At 69.9% G+C, this 19,474-nt stretch carries 15 protein-coding genes; 8 read left to right on the forward strand and 7 right to left on the reverse strand.

Annotated elements, in window-relative coordinates; translation table 11 throughout:
- Nucleotides 1-3: 3 nt before the first annotated feature.
- The 6 genes from MYK68_RS20130 to MYK68_RS20155 all read right to left on the reverse strand — a co-directional run bounded on the left by MYK68_RS20130 (nt 4) and on the right by MYK68_RS20155 (nt 7,171).
- The gene (locus MYK68_RS20130) at nt 4-1,536 is read right to left on the reverse strand and encodes a Re/Si-specific NAD(P)(+) transhydrogenase subunit alpha (RefSeq protein WP_247865495.1); all 1,533 of its coding nucleotides are present in this window, start codon (nt 1,534-1,536) and stop codon (nt 4-6) included.
- Between the two features lie 238 nt (nt 1,537-1,774).
- On the reverse strand, nt 1,775-2,641 hold the full coding sequence (locus MYK68_RS20135) for a hypothetical protein (RefSeq protein WP_247865496.1): 867 nt from the start codon (nt 2,639-2,641) through the stop codon (nt 1,775-1,777).
- 29 nt (nt 2,642-2,670) lie between these two features.
- Nucleotides 2,671-4,140 (reverse strand): FAD-binding protein, encoded by a 1,470-nt coding sequence (locus MYK68_RS20140; protein WP_247865497.1) that lies wholly within the window; start codon nt 4,138-4,140, stop codon nt 2,671-2,673.
- A gap of 51 nt (nt 4,141-4,191) precedes the next feature.
- A complete protein-coding gene (locus MYK68_RS20145; protein WP_247865498.1) occupies nt 4,192-5,097 on the reverse strand; it encodes a hypothetical protein in 906 nt (301 codons plus the stop codon).
- A 113-nt stretch (nt 5,098-5,210) separates the two neighbouring features.
- Entirely contained in the window at nt 5,211-6,776 is a 1,566-nt protein-coding gene (gene nadB, locus MYK68_RS20150; protein ID WP_247865499.1) for an L-aspartate oxidase, read from the reverse strand.
- A gap of 131 nt (nt 6,777-6,907) precedes the next feature.
- Entirely contained in the window at nt 6,908-7,171 is a 264-nt protein-coding gene (locus tag MYK68_RS20155; protein ID WP_247865500.1) for a hypothetical protein, read from the reverse strand.
- A gap of 80 nt (nt 7,172-7,251) precedes the next feature.
- Here MYK68_RS20155 and MYK68_RS20160 point away from each other — a divergent pair, with 80 nt between their 5' ends.
- The 3 genes from MYK68_RS20160 to pgfA all read left to right on the forward strand — a co-directional run bounded on the left by MYK68_RS20160 (nt 7,252) and on the right by pgfA (nt 10,621).
- A complete protein-coding gene (locus MYK68_RS20160; RefSeq protein WP_247865501.1) occupies nt 7,252-7,452 on the forward strand; it encodes a hypothetical protein in 201 nt (66 codons plus the stop codon).
- Nucleotides 7,453-7,547: 95 nt separating this feature from the next.
- Entirely contained in the window at nt 7,548-8,924 is a 1,377-nt protein-coding gene (locus MYK68_RS20165; protein ID WP_247865502.1) for an ABC1 kinase family protein, read from the forward strand.
- Nucleotides 8,925-8,995: 71 nt separating this feature from the next.
- Nucleotides 8,996-10,621, forward strand: a complete 1,626-nt coding sequence (pgfA, locus tag MYK68_RS20170) for a cell envelope lipid trafficking protein PgfA (protein ID WP_247865503.1) — start codon at nt 8,996-8,998, stop codon at nt 10,619-10,621.
- A 57-nt stretch (nt 10,622-10,678) separates the two neighbouring features.
- Here the strand turns inward: pgfA and MYK68_RS20175 are convergent, their stop codons facing one another.
- Nucleotides 10,679-12,382, reverse strand: coding sequence for an FAD-binding dehydrogenase (locus MYK68_RS20175; RefSeq protein WP_247868125.1), 1,704 nt, complete (start codon nt 12,380-12,382; stop codon nt 10,679-10,681).
- A gap of 232 nt (nt 12,383-12,614) precedes the next feature.
- Here MYK68_RS20175 and MYK68_RS20180 point away from each other — a divergent pair, with 232 nt between their 5' ends.
- The 5 genes from MYK68_RS20180 (at nt 12,615) to MYK68_RS20200 (ending at nt 19,442) form a co-directional block, all read left to right on the forward strand.
- Nucleotides 12,615-13,580, forward strand: a complete 966-nt coding sequence (locus MYK68_RS20180; protein ID WP_247865504.1) for an alpha/beta hydrolase — start codon at nt 12,615-12,617, stop codon at nt 13,578-13,580.
- A 99-nt stretch (nt 13,581-13,679) separates the two neighbouring features.
- Nucleotides 13,680-14,708: a Dyp-type peroxidase gene (locus MYK68_RS20185; protein WP_247865505.1), complete on the forward strand. Its 1,029-nt coding sequence runs from the start codon at nt 13,680-13,682 to the stop codon at nt 14,706-14,708.
- A 49-nt stretch (nt 14,709-14,757) separates the two neighbouring features.
- Complete coding sequence (locus MYK68_RS20190) at nt 14,758-15,564, forward strand: family 1 encapsulin nanocompartment shell protein (protein WP_247865506.1); 807 nt, start codon at nt 14,758-14,760, stop codon at nt 15,562-15,564.
- A 225-nt stretch (nt 15,565-15,789) separates the two neighbouring features.
- Nucleotides 15,790-17,523: an ABC transporter ATP-binding protein gene (locus tag MYK68_RS20195; RefSeq protein ID WP_247865507.1), complete on the forward strand. Its 1,734-nt coding sequence runs from the start codon at nt 15,790-15,792 to the stop codon at nt 17,521-17,523.
- Complete coding sequence (locus tag MYK68_RS20200; RefSeq protein ID WP_283255256.1) at nt 17,520-19,442, forward strand: ABC transporter ATP-binding protein; 1,923 nt, start codon at nt 17,520-17,522, stop codon at nt 19,440-19,442. The genes MYK68_RS20195 and MYK68_RS20200 overlap by 4 nt, the downstream gene beginning before the upstream one ends.
- Nucleotides 19,443-19,474 lie beyond the last annotated feature (32 nt).

The following is a 19,474-nucleotide window of genomic DNA, read 5'->3' on the forward strand; positions in this document are numbered from 1 at the left end:
CGCTCAGGCTCCCTTGCTGAACATGGACAGCATGCGACGGGTGACCGAGAAGCCACCGAAGATGTTGATCGAGGCGAGCAGGATCGCGATGGTCGACAGCACCAGCACGGTGGTGTTGGTGGTCGCGATCTGCAGGATCGCACCGACCACCACGACGCCCGAGATGGCGTTGGTCACCGACATCAGCGGCGTGTGCAGCGCGTGCGCCACCTTGCCGATCACGTAGTAGCCGATCACGATCGCCAGCATCAGCACCATGAAGTGCTCCGGGATCTGACCCGGCGCGTAGGCGTTGATCAGGAAGAACGCCAGAATGCCGACCAGAACCAGGCCGACCTTCTTGCCCGCCGACATCGGCTCCTTGGGCTCAGCGGCCGGCGCGGCGTCGGCGGCCGCGGCCTTCGGCGCGGCGGACACCTGCACGGGCGGCGGCGGCCACATGCCCTCGCCGTCCTTGCTGACGGTGATGCCGCGCTGCACCACGTCGTCGAAGTCAAGCGTCAGCTCACCGTCCTTGCCTGGAGTGAGCAGCTTGAGCAGGTTGACGATGTTGGTGCCGTACAGCTGCGAGGTCTGCGCCGCCAGCCGGCCGGCCAGATCGGTGTAGCCGAGGATGGTCACCCCGTTCGCGGTGACGACCTTCTCGTCGGCGACGGTACCCGCGGCGTTGCCGCCGTTGGCCGCCGCCATGTCGACGATCACCGAGCCGTTCTTCATCCCGGCGACGGTGTCGGCGGTGAGCAGCTTCGGCGCCGGACGGCCGGGGATCAGCGCGGTGGTGATGACGATGTCGGCGGCGCGCGCCTCCTCGTCGTACATCGCCGCGGTGGCCGCCTGCTGCTCGGCAGTCATCTCCTTGGCGTAGCCGTCCTCGGACTTCTCCGCCTCGAAATCGACCTTGACGAACTCCGCACCCATCGACTCGACCTGCTCGGCCACCTCGGGCCGGACGTCGAAGGCGCGAACGATCGCGCCCATCGCCGACGCCGCACCGATCGCGGCCAGACCGGCCACTCCGGCACCGACGACGAAGACGCGCGCGGGCGGGATCTTGCCCGCGGCGGTGACCTGGCCGGTGAACATGCGGCCGAACTCGTGCGCGGCCTCGACGACGGCGCGGTAGCCGGCGACATTGGCCATCGAGCTCAGCACGTCCATCGACTGGGCGCGCGAGATACGCGGCACGGCGTCCATCGCGAGGGCCGTGATACCGGCATCGGTCAGCTTCTCGACCAGCTCGGGGTTGCGGCCCGGCGCCATCATGGAGATGAGGACGGCGCCGCGGCGCATGCGCGCGATCTCGTCGTCCGTCGGAGCGTTGATCTTGACGACGACATCGGCCGCCCACACCTCGTCGGCCGAACCGATGCGGGTGCCCGCCCCGGCGAAGGCGTCGTCGGGCTGCTCGGCCCGCGCTCCGGCACCGGACTCGACGATCACCTCGTATCCGAGCTGCTGCAGCTGCGCCACCGTTTTCGCGGTCGCCGCGACGAGCGTCTCGCCCGCCTTCGACTCCTGGGGGATACCGATCAACATGTCGTTCCCGTGCTCATAGTTCGCTTCACCTTGGTCTCGTCGGCGAACCGGGAACGACGACGCGCAGCGCGCAGCACGATGCGGCACGCACGCTCGGCGGAGCCGGTTCTCGCACTACGTGCCGGTACATCGTCGGACTCGGCACGCCAGGTCACGGGCAGGCCGGTCCGGCTCCCGCTGCTGGAAAACGTGGCACGAAGATAGCACGCGCACCCCCGGGCACCCACGGCCGCGTGACCTACACCACCCGTCCGGAATAGGCTATGTGCGCGGTTTGCGGGCCGGCCGGCCGGCCGGCGGCGCGATCCGGCCGCGCGGCCCGAACGCAGACCTCGGCCTCCAGGCCCAACGTCGGAAGCGGGTCGGGCGGCGGCGCCGTCAGCATGGCGATGATCTCCCCGGGCGGGGTCCGCAGGCCCGCGTCGTGCCGCTCGTCGAGCGCGACCAGCACCGATGCCATCGTGTTGAGGTCGACGCCGTACGCCCCCATCCCGGCCCACCCCCGGCGCGAAGACTCGGAGTCGCCGAGGGCGAGGAGCGGGACGTCCTGCTCACCGGTCACGGTGCCGATCCGGACGGCACCGAATCGCCAGATCCGGCCGTCGGCCGTCCGGAGACATTCATCGGTGAGGACCAGGCAGCCCCGGTTCCGGTACAGGACCCAGGCCAGCAGTCCGATCAAGATCGGGGTCATGGTCAGCACCGCACCGAGGGCCCGCCCGCCGGTCAGCCTGCCGTCGACGACGTCCGCGATGCCGGCACCCAGCAGCATCACCGCGACGACGAGCAGGAAGGCGAGCGGATTGAGGAGGAACGGCAGACGCCGCAGCCGGACCGCGGGACCGGCCGCCGGATCGTCGATCACGTCGATGCGCCTGGGCTCGGGCAGCCAGGCGGGCACCAGGAAGACTCCGATGCACACGCCGGCCACGACCACCGGAGGATCGGCCGAGACCACGCCGTAGTAGGCCACGGCCCCGCCGAACAAGAGCAGCAGGACGTTCGGGATCACCATGCGGGGCCGGACGTATTCGGTGTACCGATGCCAGCGATACCGGCACAGCTCCGGCGGGGCGGCGCGGCTGCCGGCGTCACGGGGAGGCACCCGGCCGAGTGTATCGGCTACGCCGCAGGTCACACCGGGAAAGACCGGGCACAGGCCGCGTGTCGGCCGGCCCGCCGACCGAAATACGAGCCTTCGCCCAATTGCGTTCCGCTGGCGTAGCCCTTGCCGTCCTGAGCGATGTTCGCCGCGCACGCCCCGGCGGCGTAGAGGCCGTCGATCACCGTCCCGCCGGGGCGGCGCACCTGGCCGTCGACCGTGACCGACATGCCGCCGACGGTGAACCCGGCGTAGAGCGCGGTGCCGAGGGTGAGGTCGAACGCGGCCCACGGCCCGGTGTCCTGCGCGGCCAGGAATTCGGGGCTCTTGTGGAAGTCCGGATCCTCGCCGCGCGCGGCGTAGGTGTTGTACCGGTCCAGGGTCGCGTGCAGGGCGGCCCGGTCGAGGTGCAGGCCGTCGGCCATCTCGTCGACCGTCTCCCAGCCGTCGATGAACGGCACCAGCGGGAACTCGGGCCGTTCGAGATGCGCCTCGTCGACGATCAGATACGCCTTCGCTCCCGGCTGGTCCATCACGAAGCCCGAGGTCCGCGAGTGATAGGAGTCCTCGGCGACGAAACGGCGGCCCTCGGCGTTGACGATCAGGCCGGTCAGCAGGATCGACGGCGGATAGGCGGGCGCGGTGATGAAGGCCTGGTCCATGTGCTTGAGTTCGGCTCCGGCCGACGCGCCCAGGCGGATGCCGAGCCCGTCGTCGTAGGTGCTGCCGAGCGTGAACGGCTTCTCGGCCAGCTGGGGGGTGTACCGGGCGACCATGTCCGGGTTCATCACGAAACCGCCGGCCGCGATCACCGTCGCACCGGCACGGATACAACCGTCGTTCCCGTTCACGTCTTTCCAGTAGGCGCCCACGACCCGGTCGCCGTCGACGACCAGCCGCCGCCCGCCGGTCTCGTAGCGGATCTGCGCGCCGGCCTCGGCCAGTCGTTCCACCAGCAGGCCGATCACCAGACCGGCCCCGCCGGTGTCGCCGGGCACCGGCACCTTGTGGCCCCGCGGCGCCGGGGCGGCCTGTTCGCGGAACGGCCACACCTTCTCGTTCCCGGTGTACATCAGGCCCTGCGTCTGCGGCTGGATCACCGCTTTCTCGGGGTAGTAGCTGCGCTCGAATTCGAAGCCCAGCGCCTCCAGCCATCCGAAGTGCTCGACGCTGTCGGTGCAGTAGGCGGCGATCTTGTCGTGCTCGGGGTCGCGGGAGACGGCGGTCAGGTACTTCGCCATCTCGGCGGGAGTGTCGTCGTGCCCGGTCGCCCGCTGCACCGCGGTGCCGCCGCCCAGGTAGAAGTGCCCACCGGCGAGGCAGCTGGTGCCGCCGGCCGCGGCGGACCGTTCCAGGACCAGGACCGAGGCTCCGGCGCGCGCGGCTTCCAGGGCCGCGCAGCAGCCGCCCATCCCGGCGCCGAGGACGAGGACGTCGACCTCGTCGGAGAACGCGGGAACGTCGTCGACGGAGATGATTTCGGGCAGGTCCAGACCACTCATGCCGTCCAGACTAGAACACGTTCTAGAAATGCGTCTGCCCGTTGGCGGCGTCTACTGCGGGTCGAGGCTGTCGGCGAGCTTCGAGAGCGCCTGCGCCACCTCACGCAACGCATCACCGACCTGCCTGCGCACCAGCGACTGCTCATCGGGCAGGGTGTCGGCGGCCCGGACCGCCGCCGAGGTGGCGGCCAGTGCCGTGTCCGCGGCGGCCACGACGGTCGCCCGTTCCAGTTCGGCGAGGGAACCGTTCACCACGGTCGGCGGCTGCGGCCGCGGGTCGGGCGCGGAGGTCACCGGGGCCACCACCGTCCGGCTCTGTCCGTCCGGGCCGATCACCTCGATGAACGACGTACGGCTCAGGTCCGCGTAGTCGTTGACCTGGATCATCGGCGTCGCGTACGCGGCATCGACCGGTGGGTCGGCGGGCGCGTCCTTGTTCTTGCGGCGCTTGCCGGGCTTGGCGTCCTTGTGCTGTTTGGTCATCTCCACCCCTTCAGCCGGCGGCACGGGTATCGGCGCGGGCACGGCTATCGGCTCTGGTGCGGGTGTGGGCGGCGGTGCGGGCGCGGGCGGCCGTGCGGACGCAGGCACGGGCCGCGGCGCGGGCCGGGATTCCGGCGCGGGCGGCGAGACCGGCAGCGGTTCCGAGGTCGGCCGCAGCGCCGGGAAGCGGTGCATCCCGCCGTGCCCGGCGAACAGTGTGCACTGCGCGGCGTCGATCGACCGGCCCTCGCACGGGGCGAGCTCACGGCACGCCTGCGGGGTCCGCGCGAAATCCCCCCATAGCAGCCACGCGCGACGGGCGGTGCCACCGCGCCCGCCGTCGCTGGCATGGAATCCGGGATGCCCGTCGGGCAGGTCGCAAGTGAGCAGCCACGACGACTGCGGGGGCATCCGCAGCGCGGCACGATCAGTGGGCCCGGCGACGATCGACGACCAGCAACGAGCGCGCACCATGCTGCTCCACCTCACTTCATGCCTCGGCCCCGAGAGTCCCCCACTCGGGTGCAGTCTACGAAGTCCGGCCGACAAGTGGGTAGGACATGCCGACAACCAGGGCATCGGTCACGCTACCGGGCGGCGACGATCTCCTCCCCGGCTAGCCGGAAGCGGCGCGACGGCGCCGAGTCCGCAGCGTCCGGAAAATCGGCCCGGTAGTGGCAGCCGCGCGATTCGGTACGGGCCGTCGCCGCGGCGACGACGGCGCTCGCGGTCAGGGTCAGGGCGGCGTCCTCGGTGTCGGCCCGCTCGCTCTGTTCCCGGAGCGGAGCGGCGCGAAGGAACTCGGCGGCGGCCGCCAGGCCAGACGCATCGCGACGCAGCGCCACCCGCGCCGACATCAGGTCCTGCAACTCGGTGCGGTCGGCGGCGGCACGGCGCGCAGGCGCCTCGACCGGAGCGGCGGCGAGGGGCTCGTCGCGGCGCGCGACCGCGACTCGCGCGGCCCGCCGGCCCATCACCAACCCCTCGAGCAGGCTGTTCGAGGCGAGCCGGTTGGCGCCGTGCAGACCGGTGCGCGCCACCTCGCCGGCCGCCAGCAGCCCCTCGATCCGGGTGCGGCCGTGCGTGTCGGTCACCACGCCGCCGCACAGGTAGTGCGCGCCGGGCAGCACCGGCAGTCGGCCGTCGTCGGTGGACACGCCCGCCGCCCGGACGCCGGCCAGCACGGTCGGGAAGCGGCGCTCGAAGTCCGCGATCGCGGAGAAGTCGAGGTAGACGCAGGGCGCGCCGGTGCGGGCCATCGCGGCGGTCACCGCCCGCGCGACCACATCGCGGGGTGCGAGATCGCCCAGCGGGTGCACGCCCGCGGTGACGCTTTCGCCGTCGGCGTCGACCAGCCGCCCGCCCTCGCCGCGCAGCGCCTCGCTGACCAGCGTGCGACGTCCCCGCGCGCCCGGGACGTACAGCATGGTGGGGTGGAACTGGATGAACTCCAGATCCGCGACCTCGGCACCGGCCCGCAGCGCGAGCGCGATGCCGTCGCCGGTCGCCCCGGCCGGATTGGTGGTGGCCGCGTAGAGGTGCCCCACTCCGCCGGTCGCGAGCAACACGGTGGGCGCGTACACGGCCCCGTCGCCGCCGGGACCCGTGTACGCCACCCCGGCGGCGGTGCCGCCCGGTGCGACGAGGATCCCGGTGGCGCGGGCATCGTCGAGCACCGTGACGCCGGTGCCGTCGAGCGCCGCGCCGAGGGCGGCCTGCACCTGCGCACCGGTCGCGTCGCCGCCGGCGTGGATGATGCGGCGGACGCTGTGCCCGCCCTCGCGAGTGCGCAGGAAGCGTCCGTCGGGCCCGGTGTCGAAGCGCGCACCCCAGCCGACCAGGCGATTCACCGCGGACCAGCCGGCGGCGACTATCTCGGTGGTCGGTTCCTCGGCGGTGAGCCCCGCTCCAGCGAGCAGCGTGTCGTGCACGTGGAGCCCGACACTGTCCTCCGGATTGTCCGGCTCCACCACCGCGATGCCGCCCTGCGCGTAGAAGGTCGACGTCGACTGCTCGAGCTCCTCGGGGCGCCACGCGCGGCCCTTGTTCAGCACGACCACCCGCAGCCCAGCCTCCTCCGCGGTCAGCGCCGCCGTCAGCCCCGCCACGCCCGCACCGACCACCACCAGGTCGGCTCGCCGCTCACCGCTCATCGCCCTGCACCCTTCGTCACGTCGATCACCAGGTTATCGACTCACGATCGAAAACGGCACGATGGTGCCCTCTCCGCGCACTGATGCGTCGTGACCAGACCGGCAGCCGCGTGCGCGTGTGCACCGGTTCGCTACCCTCGACCGCAATGTCCGACGCCGTGCCGTCCCAGCGCCGAGCCGCCCGCTGGTGGACGATCGCCACGATCGCCACCGCCGCGCTGGCCGCCGTCTTCTGCGTGGTCCTCCTCGCCGTACACGCCGAATGGCTCGATCTGCTCGGCTGGCTGGCCGCCTACGTCGGCCTTCTGGTGGCCGGCGGCCTCTGGCTGGCCTTCGCGATCGTCGGCGCCGTCCGCTACCGCGGCGTGGCGGCTCACGCTGATCGCCCCGATCATCGTGGTCGCGACGACCGCCCTGGTGTTCTTCGAGGTACCCGGCCGGGCGGTCTTCGCCGTCTCCCTCGGCACCCTGACCGATGCCGCGCAGGAGTGCGCGGAAGGCGGAAAGTCCTGGCACGGCGCCGTGCGCGTCGACCGCACCCGGCGGATTCATCGACAGCGTCGGCTGGGCCTACGTCCCGGACGCGGTCGGCGTCCCGGTCTCCGACCCGAACGACGGCGGCATCAGCTACGCCCACGTGACCGGTGACTGGTATCGCTTCACCTGGCACTTCTGACGGCCGGCGTGACCGGCCCGTCGCGCATCCGCCGCATTGACGCAGGTCACGAAAATCCGGATCGGCACGGGCGCGGACTACTATACGGAACGGTGATGACTGAGAAGCCTGTCGACGACGACGTCCGGGAGCAGTTGCCGGCCGTCTCCGCGGCCACGGAGGTCACCCGATTCTCCTCCACCGCGGCACACGCCGCCTTCGGGGTCGGCCGGTTCCTGGCGACCACCGCGAACGACCTGATCCACGGCAAGGCGCCGACCAAGAAGAACGTGGCGCACGAGGTGCGCGTGACCTTCGAGCACCTCGGTCCCACGTATGTGAAGCTCGGTCAGCTGATCGCGTCGAGCCCCGGAGTCTTCACCCCGGCGCTGTCCGAGGAGTTCGAGTCGCTGCTCGACCGGGTCCGGCCCGCGTCCGCCGAGGACGTGCACCGCATCATCGCCGAGGAGTTCGGCCAGGGCGCCGACGAGGTCTTCGCGACCTTCGACGACGAGCCGATCGCGTCCGCGTCGATCGCTCAGGTCCACACCGCCACCCTGCGCACCGGGGAGGAGGTGGTGGTCAAGATCCAGCGACCGGGGATCGCCGACCGGCTCGCGCCCGACGTCGCCATCCTGGAACGACTCGCCGGCCTCGTCGAACTGTCCGAGTACGGCCGCATGCTGAGCGCCCGCCACGTGGTGGAGGACTTCGCCGACGGCCTCAACGCCGAACTGGACTTCCGCAACGAGGCCGCCACCATGGAGGAATGGTTCGAGTGCCTGCAACCCGGGCCGTTCGGCGACCGGGTGCGGGTCCCGAAGGTCTACCACGACCTGACCACCGCGCGCGTGATGACCATGGAGCGCATCCACGCGGTCCGCATCGACGACGTCGCCGCGGTTCGCGCCGCCGGGCACGACGGCGAGGCACTGTGCCGCAATCTCCTTCTCTCCCTGCTGGACTCGGCGTTCCACGGTGGGCTGTTCCACGGTGATCTGCACGCCGGCAACGTCCTGGTCGACGACGACGGCAAGCTCGTCCTGCTCGATTTCGGCATCGTCGGGCGGTTCAACGCCCGCACCCGCCGGATCCTGCGCCAGCTGGTGGTCGATCTGATCGTCAAGCAGGACTACGAATCCGCCGGCCGGGCGATCTTCCTGCTCGGCGCCGTCCACAAGCCCGGGTCGACGGCCAAGGGCGGCGAGGACCTGAAGAAGGTGACCGTTCCGCTCTCGACCACCGAGATGGGCTCGATGAGCTACACCGATCTGGGCCGCCAGCTGGCCGCCGTCGCCAAGGCGCACGACGCGCGGCTGCCGCGTGAGCTGGTGCTGGTCGGCAAACAGCTGCTGTACGTGGAGAAGTACATGAAGCTCCTCGCGCCGCGCTGGAAGGCGATCTCGGACCGGGAGATCTACGGCTACATGGCCGGAATCATGAAGGAAGCTGAGCGCGACCGCCGCGCCGACCGGGGCGGACAGACCCGGTGAACGCCGCGACCTAATAGTCTGGACCCACATGTGGTCCGTACCGACGACCCCTGCTGCTTGGAGCCGAACACATGAGACGTTTCTGGATGGCGCTGCTGGCCTTTCTCGGGCTCGCATGCATCGCTGCGGCGATCACCATTCCGACATACCTCGTGCCGAAGCTCAAGGTGGTCCCGCTCGACCTCGACATCACCTCCGATGCGAGCTCGATCGCCAGCGGCGGCGCCGGTGACCGCTTCCCCGCGGTGATCTTCGACCGCTGCTCCATCGCCAAGTCCAAGGCCGCCCAGCTGCACGTGAACCTCAAGCAGCAGCGCCGGTCGATCATCGTGGAGCCGTCGAACGCCGAGCAGGCGACGCTGCAGTCCGCGCAGACCGTGCTGGTGGAACGGATCCGCGACGCCGACGGGCAGGAGAAGACGCCGAGCGTCGCCCCGGCCGGCGAGGAACGCAAGTGTGACGACGGTCTGCTGACCGCGAGCATCGACCACGTGTCGGTGGACCGGAAGACCTCGGTGCCCAACGGCAAGGTGAGCTTCCTCCAGATGGAGGCGCCCGCGGACGGCGAGTCGGTCAAGGACGTCTCGGTGCCGCTGGAGAACCGGAAGGGCTTCCAGTACAAGTTCGGCTTCGGCGTCGAGAAGCGGAATTACTACTACTACGACCTGAACACCCGGCAGGACACCGTCGCCAGCTTTGTCGACGAGAAGACCATCGACGGGCTGAAGGTCTACCACTTCAAGACCGAGGTCCCCGAGACCGATCTGTCCGACCTGCCCAATCCGCAGGGTGAGGCCGCGCTGGGCACCATCCTGACCATGCCTGCCAAGTGGTGGGGCATCACCGGCCGCGGCATCAAGCCGAACACCCCGGTCACCATGCACCGGTACGCCTCGGCCGTGCGCGAGGTGTGGGTGGAGCCGGCCACCGGCACCATCGTCGACGGCCTCGAAGCGCAGCACCAGTACTTCAAGTCCCCCGACGACCCGGGCGACGTCCCCGCCGCGGTGACCGAGTTCCGGATGGATGCGCTCAAGGCCGACTTCAAGTGGTCCGACACCACCGTCGCCGAGCAGGTGAAGCGCGCCGATCACTACCGCGGCCTGCTGAAACTGGGCGGCACCACGCTGCCGATCGTCCTCGGGGTGGTCGGTGCGCTGCTGCTGGCCGTGTGGGGCCTGCTGCTCTTCCGCGGCCGCCGCCGGGGCGATGACGGCACCGGCGGGGACGGCGGCTCCGGTCCGGATCTCGCCGCGCCCGTCGACGACGATCCGACCGCGGCCGCACCGCAGCCCGAACCCGGGCCCGGTGCGCCGGCCGCCGCGTTCGCCGCCGCACCGACCGCCGCGGACGAGTACTGGGCGCCACCGGTCCCCGGCGGCGAGCCGGAGATCGACGACACCGTCGACACCATCGTCTTCGACCATCCCCTCGAACCGGCGGCGCCGGCCGACGAGTTCCGTCCGCTGGACAATCCCATCGCGGCGATCCCGGTGGACCTGCCGCCGGAGGAGCCGACCGTCATCGTGCCGATCGAGGACTTCGTCATCGACACGTCCGTCTTCCAGCGGCCCGCGTACGACGCACCGGCGGCCTACACCGAGCCGCTCGCCTTCGGCGAACCGCTCGCGCCGGAGGAGCCGACGGCCTACGACACCCCGGAGACCGACCAGCACGGCAGGCACGAGCGCCCGTAGCCGCGGTCGAGAGGCCACGGTCCCGGGGACCGCGGCCTCTCGACGTGCCGCTCCGGATCAGGAGCGGCGCGCCACCGCCCGCCCGGCCGCCCGGCCGGAGAAGATGCAGCCGCCGAGGAAGGTTCCTTCCAGCGCGTTGTAGCCGTGCACGCCGCCGCCGCCGAAACCGGCGACCTCGCCGGCCGCGTACAGCCCGGGGAACGGATTCCCGTCGGGCCGCATCACCTGGGCGTCGAGGTTGGTCTCCAGCCCGCCCAGGGTCTTGCGGGTGAGGATGTTGAGGCGCACGGCGATCAGCGGCCCGCACTCGGGGTCGAGGATGCGGTGCGGCTTGGCGACGCGGGTGATCTTGTCACCGGCGTAGTTGCGCGCGTTGTGGATCGCCATGATCTGCGCGTCCTTGGCGTAGCCGTTCTCCACCTGCGTGTCGCGTGCGGAGATGGTGCGCTCGAGTTCCTGCAGGTCGATGTGCCCGCCCCGGCCGATCTCGTTCATCCCGGCGACCAGTTCCGGCAGGGTGTCGCGCACCACGAAGTCGATGCCGTGATCCAGGAAGTCCTGCACCGGTCCCGGCGCCCCCTTCGCCAGCCGGCTCTTCGCGGCGGCGGTGAGCGACTTCCCGGTCAGATCGGGGTTCTGCTCCGAACCGGACAGCGCGAACTCCTTCGCGATGATGTCGCCGGTGAGGACGAACCAGGAGTAGTCGTACCCGGTCGCGAGGATCGCCTTCATCGTGGCGTTGGTGTCGAAGCCCGGAAAATTCGGGGCGGACAGCCGATTGCCGTCGGCGTCGAGCCACAGCGACGACGGCCCCGGGATGATGCGGATCGCGTGATCGGTCCAGATCGGATCCCAATTGTGGATGCCCTCGGTGTAATGCCACATGCGGTCGCGGTTCACCAGATTGGCCCCGGCACCCTCGGCGATCTTCAGCATGCGGCCGTCGACGTAGTCCGGGACGCCGGCGATCATGTGCTCGGGCACCGGTCCGAGCCGCTCCACGGGCCAGTTCTCCCGGACCATCTCGTGATTGTGACCTATCCCACCGGTCGTGACGATCACCGCCGGAGCACGCAGTTCGAACTCCCCGGTCTCGACACGGGAACTCGGGGTCCCGCGCTCGGTGTCGGTCGGTTCGAGCACCGCACCGCGGACGCCGACCACCACCCCGTCGCCCGCGTCCGGCGCACCGGGTTCGCGGCCCTCGACGATCAACTCGTCGACGCGATGGCGGAAGGCGAACTCGACGAGCCCCGCGCGCTCGGCCGCCAGCACCGGTTCGGCGAAGACCCGGACCACCTCGGGGCCGGTGCCCCAGGTGATGTGGAAGCGCGGCACCGAGTTGCCGTGGCCGTCCGCGAATCCGCCGCCCCGCTCGGCCCAGCCGACCACCGGGGTGAACTTGAGACCGAGATCACGCAGGTACTGGCGTTTTTCCGTCGCGGCGAAGTCGACATAGGCGCGCGCCCACTGGCGCGGCCAGTAGTCCTCGTCCTCGCGGTCGAAGCCGGCCGAGCCGAGCCAGTCCTGCAGGGCGAGTTCCGGCGAGTCCTTGATGCCCAGCCGCCGCTGCTCGGGACTGTCGACCAGGAAGATGCCGCCGAGCGACCAGAACGCCTGCCCGCCCAGATTGTTCCGGTTCTCCTGATCGACGACGAGCACTCGCTTACCCGCCTGCACCAACTCGTAGGTCGCCACCAGGCCCGCCAGCCCGGAACCGACGACGATCGCATCGGCTTGTCTCTGTTCGCCCACGGCCATTCCTTCCCCGAACTTCTGCGCCACCACTGTGTCTCATCGCACAGCCTATCCACTGTCCGGCGGTGTCCGGCCCTTTGCTTGGCCGTTATCGGTCCGTTATTCTTCGACTCGAGCGAAATCCCGGGCCCTAGTACCCTGTGGAAGCACGCCCGAGGGGCGCGCTCGAAACTTCGGGGGTTTCGCACCGATACGACCGCGGCCGGCGTCGGCCAAGATCGCCAAAGGATTGTCTATGTTCTCCAGCGCCCGTAAGCGCTTGCTCGCCGTCGCCCTGGCCACGGCTACCGCGCTCGGCGGCGCGGCCGCCGTCGCGCCGCACGCCGAGGCCCGCGGCTCCTGCCCCGGCAGCGTCGAGCGTGTCCACTCGGCCGCCATGCACCGCGCGGTCCCCGTCTGCATCATCAGCGCGGGCGGCAACAACAAGCCCACGCTGTACCTGCTCGACGGCCTGCGCGCCCCGAACAACAGCAGCGGCTGGCTGCTCGAGACCGACGTCGCGCAGTGGATGCGCGGCAAGGGCACCAACGTCGCCATTCCGTTCGGCGGCGGCGGCAGCTTCTACGCCGACTGGGAGCAGCGCGATCCGCACCTCGGCCTGAACAAGTGGGAGACCTTCCTCACCCGCGAGCTGCCGGCGTACATGAAGAAGAACCACGGTTCGGACAACCGCCGCAACGGCATCGCCGGCCTGTCGATGTCGGGCACCGCGGCCCTGAACCTGGCCTCGCGCCACCCGCAGTTCTACAAGGCCGTCGCGTCGTACTCGGGCTACCCGACCGTGACCATGCCCGGCTTCAACCAGGGCATTCAGGCCTCGGTCGCCGAGATGGGCGGCAACCCGACCAACATGTGGGGCATCTGGCCCGCCGGCGAATGGGCCGCCAACGACCCGTTCCTGACCGCGGGCAACCTCGCCGGTCACCGCGTCTACGTGTCCTCGGGCACCGGCGTCGGCAGCCGCTACGACTCCTCGCTGACCCCGGGCAACCCCGGCTTCAACCCGGTGAAGTTCGCGCAGATGGTGCCACTGGAGGTCGCCGCGTCGACGTCGAGCCAGCTGTACATCGCGCGTATCGCAACCGTGCCGGGCGTGCGTCTGACCACTCACATCACGCCGGACGGCGCGCACTGGTGGGACTACTGGCAGGCCCGTTTCAAGGAGTCCTGGGCCACCACCTTCCGCCCCGCGTTCTTCTGATCGCGACGCATGACCAACGACACGGCCGAGGCCGGGCAATCCGTAGTGATTGCCCGGCCTCGGCCGTTCCGCGGGTCGTACTGGCGATAGGCTGGGGTCATGGCAGCCGGGCAGACCATCCTCACCGTGAAGTCCAAATACGCGATCTTTCTGACCCTCTGTATCGAACCGGGCGGCGAGGACCGGGTCCGGGACACCCTGGAAGGAATCTCCGGCCGCGTCCGGTCGGTGGGTTCGCGGAATCCGGATGCGCGCCTGACCGTCGTCACCGGCATCGGCTCGGATGCCTGGGACCGGCTGTTCGCCGGCGCCCGCCCCAAACTGCTGCGCCCGTTCAAGGGTTACGTGGGCGAGGTGCACACGGCTCCGGCCACGCCCGGCGACATCCTGCTGCACATCAAGGCCCAGACGATGGACGTCTGCTACGAGGTCGGCCAGCTGCTGACCGCCGACTTCGGGGACTCCGTGCGCACCATCGAGGAGATTCACGGCTTCCGGTACTTCGACCTGCGTGACCTGACCGGTTTCGTCGACGGCACCGAGAATCCGGAGGGCCAGGCCGCCGTCGACACGATCCAGGTCGATCCGGCCGACGATCCGGCCTTCGCCGGCGGCAGCTACATCACGGTCCAGCGCTACGAGACCGATATGGCCAAGTGGAACGGCCTCACCGTCGAACAGCAGGAAAACGTCTTCGGCCGCAGTAAGTCGGAGAACGTGGAGATGGACGACGACGTCAAGCCGATGAACGCGCACATCGCGGTGAACCAGGTGAACGACGCCGAGGGCAACCAGCTGCAGATCGTGCGCGACAACATGCCGTACGGCGATGCCTCCGGCACCGGCGTGAAGGGCACCTACTACATCGCGTACTCCAAGACCCCGGACGTCACCGACACCATGCTGGAGAAGATGTTCATCGGCGATCCGCCCGGCAACTACGACGCGCTGCTCGACTTCACCACCGCGGTGACCGGTTGTGAGTTCTTCGCACCGTGCGCCGACTTCCTCGACGCCCTGCCGCCGGCCCCGGCGACCACCCCGGCGCCGCCCGCCGAACCCGCACCGGCCGCACCGGTCCGGCCCGCCGACGGCTCGCTCGGCATCGGCAGCCTCCGCCGCCGGTGACCGCGGCGCCTCCCGAACACCCGTCTACCCGATCAACCCAGGAGTACCGATGAACAATCTGCACCGCGAACTCGCCCCCATCTCGTCCGCCGCCTGGGACGCGATCGAAGAGGAAGCCACCCGTTCGTTCGCCCGCAACAGCGCCGCGCGGCGCGTCGTCGACGTCGAAGGCCCCCTCGGGCTCGACGTCGACTCCGTGACCCGGGGCCGTCGTGCCAAGATCGATTCCCCCGCCGACGGGATCCAGGCGTTTCTACGCCAGGCGCAGCCGCTGGTGGAACTGAAGGTGCCGTTCACGGTGACCCGCGAGGCGATCGACGACGTCGACCGCGGCGCGTCGGACAGTGACTGGGACCCGGTGGTCCGGGGCGCCAGCGAACTGGCCCGCGCCGAGGACACCGCCGTCTTCGAGGGCTTCGCCGCCGCCGGTATCACCGGGATCACCGAGGCCGCCGCGTCCGAGGCGCTCGACCTGCCCGCCGACGCCGTCGACTTCCCGGACGCGGTCAGCGCCGCCATCAACCGGATGCGCCTGAGTTCGGTCGACGGACCGTACTCGCTGGTCCTGAGCGCCGACCTGTACGCCGAGGTCAACGAGACCGTCAACGACGGCTACCCGGTGCGCGAGCACCTGCAGCGGATCCTCACCGACGGCGAGATCATCTGGGCGCCGGCCATCAGCGGCGCGGTGCTGATCAGCACCCGCGGCGGCGACTTCGAGCTGGCCATCGGCCAGGACGTCTCGATCGGCTACGACTCGCACGACGCGGACGTAGTGAACCTGTACTTCACCGAGTCGTTCACCTTCCTGACCTACACCCCGGAGGCCGCGGTCCCGCTCCGCCCCGCGAAGTAGCCCGCGCGAGCGACACCCGCTCAACCCAAGCGACACCCGCCGCCGAAGCGACAGGCGCGGGTGTCGCTTTCTTGTCGGGTGTCGCGGTCCCGCGGCGGCCGTCGCGGACACCGGACGGGCATTCCGGGCAATCCTCCGGCGAGCGGAATCCGGCCCCGCTGACGGCCGCGCGGATCGGCCGCTAATCCCCTCGCCGCTGTCGGGGGCGATGCGTAGGGTGGACGAGTGCTGATCCGCCTGCTGCGCACCTACCTGGCGAGGTACGCCCCCAACATCGCCGCCGTCGTCGGCCTGCAACTGGTGGCCACGGCCGCCATGCTGTACCTGCCGACGCTCAACGCGGACATCATCGACGACGGCGTCGCCAAGGGCGACACCGGTTACATTCTCTCGACCGGCGGCTGGATGCTGCTGATCTCGGCGGCCCAGGTGATCTGCTCGGTGTCGGCGATGTACTTCGGCGCCCGCGCCGCGCTCGGCGCCGGCCGCGACATCCGGCATGACCTGATGCACCGCGTCGACGACTTCTCCGCCCGGGAGGTGGGGAAGTTCGGGGCGCCGTCGCTCATCACCCGCACCACCAACGATGTGCAGCAGGTTCAGCTGCTCGCGGTGATGAGCATGTCGATCCTGGTCATGGCCCCGATCATGGGTATCGGCGGCATCATCATGGGTATGCGGATCGCGCTGTCGATCTCGTGGATCCTGGTGGTCGCGGTCCCGGTCCTCGGCATCACGATGGGCCTGATCATCTCCCGGATGATCCCGGGGTTCCGCGCCATGCAGGCCCGTATCGACGATGTGAACCGGGTGCTGCGCGAGCAGATCACCGGTATCCGCGTGGTCCGCGCCTTCGTCCGCGAGCGCTACGAGACGCAGCGGTTCGACGTCGCCAACCGCAGTCTCGCCGATGCGTCGCTGCGCGTCGGCCGGATGATGGCGCTGATGTTCCCGACGGTCATGCTGATCACCAACCTGACACTGATCGCGGTGCTCTGGTTCGGCGGCAAACAGATCGACTCGGGCAACGTGCAGATCGGCGATCTGACCGCGATGATCAGCTACGTCATGCAGATCATGATGTCGGTGATGATGGCGAGCTTCCTGGCGATGATGGCCCCGCGCGCCGGCGTCTGCGCCGATCGCATCTGCGAGGTCCTCGACACCGAGACCTCCGTCAAGCCGCCGATCGACCCCGTGCCGATCACCGGCGATCCGGCGATCGTGACGTTCGACGACGCCGAGTTCCGCTACCCCGGGGCGACCGCCCCCGTGCTGTCCGGGATCGGCTTCACCACCGCGCCGGGCACCACCACCGCGATCGTCGGGTCCACCGGCTCGGGCAAGACCACCCTGATCAACCTGATCCCCCGGCTGCTCGACGTGACCGGCGGCGCGCTGTCGGTGGGCGGGGTGGATGTGCGCGACGCCGACCCCGACGAACTCCGCCACCACATCGGACTGGTGCCGCAGCGGGCGTACCTGTTCTCCGGGACCGTCGCCGACAACGTGCGCCAGGGCAAGATCGACGCCACCGACGACGAGATATGGGAGGCGCTGGAGATCGCGCAGGCCGCCGACTTCGTGCGGGCCATGCCGGACGGGCTGGACACCGACGTCTCCCAGGGCGGCACCACCGTCTCCGGCGGCCAGCGCCAACGACTCGCCATCGCCCGCGCTCTCATCCGCAAGCCGTCGATCTACCTGTTCGACGACTCCTTCTCCGCACTCGACCTGGCCACCGACGCCCGGCTGCGGGCAGCGCTCGCACCGGCCACCCGCGCGGCGGCGGTGATCGTCGTCGCCCAGCGCATCTCGACCATCACCGGCGCCGACCAGATCGTCGTGCTCGATCGCGGTGCGATCGCCGGGATCGGCACCCACGACGAACTCCTGGCGACGTGTCCGACATATGCGGAGATAGCCGAGTCCCAGCTGGCGATCGGACAGGCGTCGTGACGCGCGGCGGCCCGCCCGGGATGGCCCCGGCGCAGGAGAAGGCCAAGAGCTTCGGGCCGACGCTGCGGCGGCTGGTCGGGCAGCTCGGCGCGTACCGGGTCCGGTTGCTGGTGGTGCTGGCGTCCATCGTCGGCTCGGTGACGCTGACCGCGATCGCCCCGCGCATCCTCGGCGATGCCACCAATCTGCTGTTCGAGGGCGTGATCGGCAGTCGTCTGCCCGCCGGGATCAGCAAGGAGCAGGCCGTCGAGGGGCTGCGGAGCCACGGACAGAACACCTTCGCCGACATGGTCTCGTCGATGAACGTCGTCCCCGGCCACGGTATCGACTTCAGCGCGGTGGGCCGGGTGCTGACGACGGTGCTGGTCCTGTACGTCAGTTCGGCGATCCTCGGCTGGCTGTCGGCGTATCTGCTGAATCAGGTGGTGGTCGGGACCATCGCGGCGCTGCGCGCCGACGTCGAGACCAAGGTGCACCGGCTGCCGCTCTCGTACTACGACGCCGCCGCGCGCGGCGATCTGCTCAGCCGCGTCACCAACGACCTCGACAATCTGTCGCAGAGCCTGCAGCAGACCATCAGCCAGTTGCTGAACTCGATCCTGACGGTCATCGCCATCCTCATCATGATGCTGACCATCTCGCCGCTGCTGTCGCTGATCGCGATCGCGACGGTGCCGCTCGCGGTGATCGCGACGGCGATGATCGCCAAGCGCTCCAAACCGCACTTCATCGGCCAGTGGAGCTCCACCGGCAAGCTGAACGCGCAGGTCGAGGAGACCTTCACCGGACACGAGATCGTGAAGGCGTTCGGGCGCCGCGAGGAGGTGGAGCGCGTCTTCGACGAACAGAACGAGGCGCTCTACGCCTCGAGCTGGAAGGCGCAGTTCATCTCCGGCATCATCATGCCGGCGATCATGTTCCTCGGGAACCTGAACTATGTCGCGGTGGCCGTCGTCGGCGGTCTGCGAGTGGCCTCCGGGCAGCTGAGCCTCGGCGAGGTGCAGGCCTTCATCCAGTACTCGCGCCAGTTCACCCAGCCGCTCACCCAGATCGGGTCGATGTTCAACCTGATGCAGAGCGGCGTGGCCTCCGCCGAGCGCATCTACGACGTGCTCGACGAGCCCGAGGAGTCCCCCGATCCGGCCGAGCCGATCACCCCGGCGACCGACACCGGGCACATCGTGTTCGACGACGTCAGCTTCCGCTACCGCGCGGACCGGCCGCTCATCGAGCACCTGTCGCTGGATGCCGAGCCGGGGCACATGATCGCCATCGTCGGGCCGACGGGCGCGGGCAAGACCACCCTGGTGAACCTCATCATGCGGTTCTACGAGGTGGACTCCGGCCGCATTCTGATCGACGGCGCCGACGCGGCGAAGATGACCCGGGACGACCTGCGCGAACGCACCGGCATGGTGCTGCAGGACTCGTGGCTGTTCGGCGGCACCATCTACGACAACATCGCCTACGGCGATCCGTCCGCGAGCCGCGAGCAGGTGATGGAGGCGGCCCGGGTGAGTCACGTGGACCACTTCGTCCGCACGTTGCCCGACGGCTACGAGACGGTGATCGACGACGAGGGCGGCGGCGTCAGCGCTGGTGAGCGGCAGCTGATCACCATCGCGCGCGCCTTCCTGGCGCAGCCGACTATCCTGATCCTGGACGAGGCCACCAGCTCGGTCGACACCCGCACCGAGCTGCTGATCAGCCAGGCGATGGCCAACCTGCGGCGCGGCGCCGGCGGCGACCGTACGAGCTTCGTGATCGCCCACCGTCTGTCGACCATCCGGAACGCGGATCTGATCGTGGTGATGGAGGAGGGCGCGATCGTGGAGCAGGGCACGCACGACGAGCTCATCGCCGCCCGCGGCGCGTACTTCCGGCTTTACAACGCGCAGTTCGCGGGTGCCGTCGAATGAGAGCGTGACCAACGCCTCCCGATTTAGCGGAA

Source organism: Gordonia sp. PP30 (assembly GCF_023100845.1).
Classification (GTDB): domain Bacteria; phylum Actinomycetota; class Actinomycetes; order Mycobacteriales; family Mycobacteriaceae; genus Gordonia.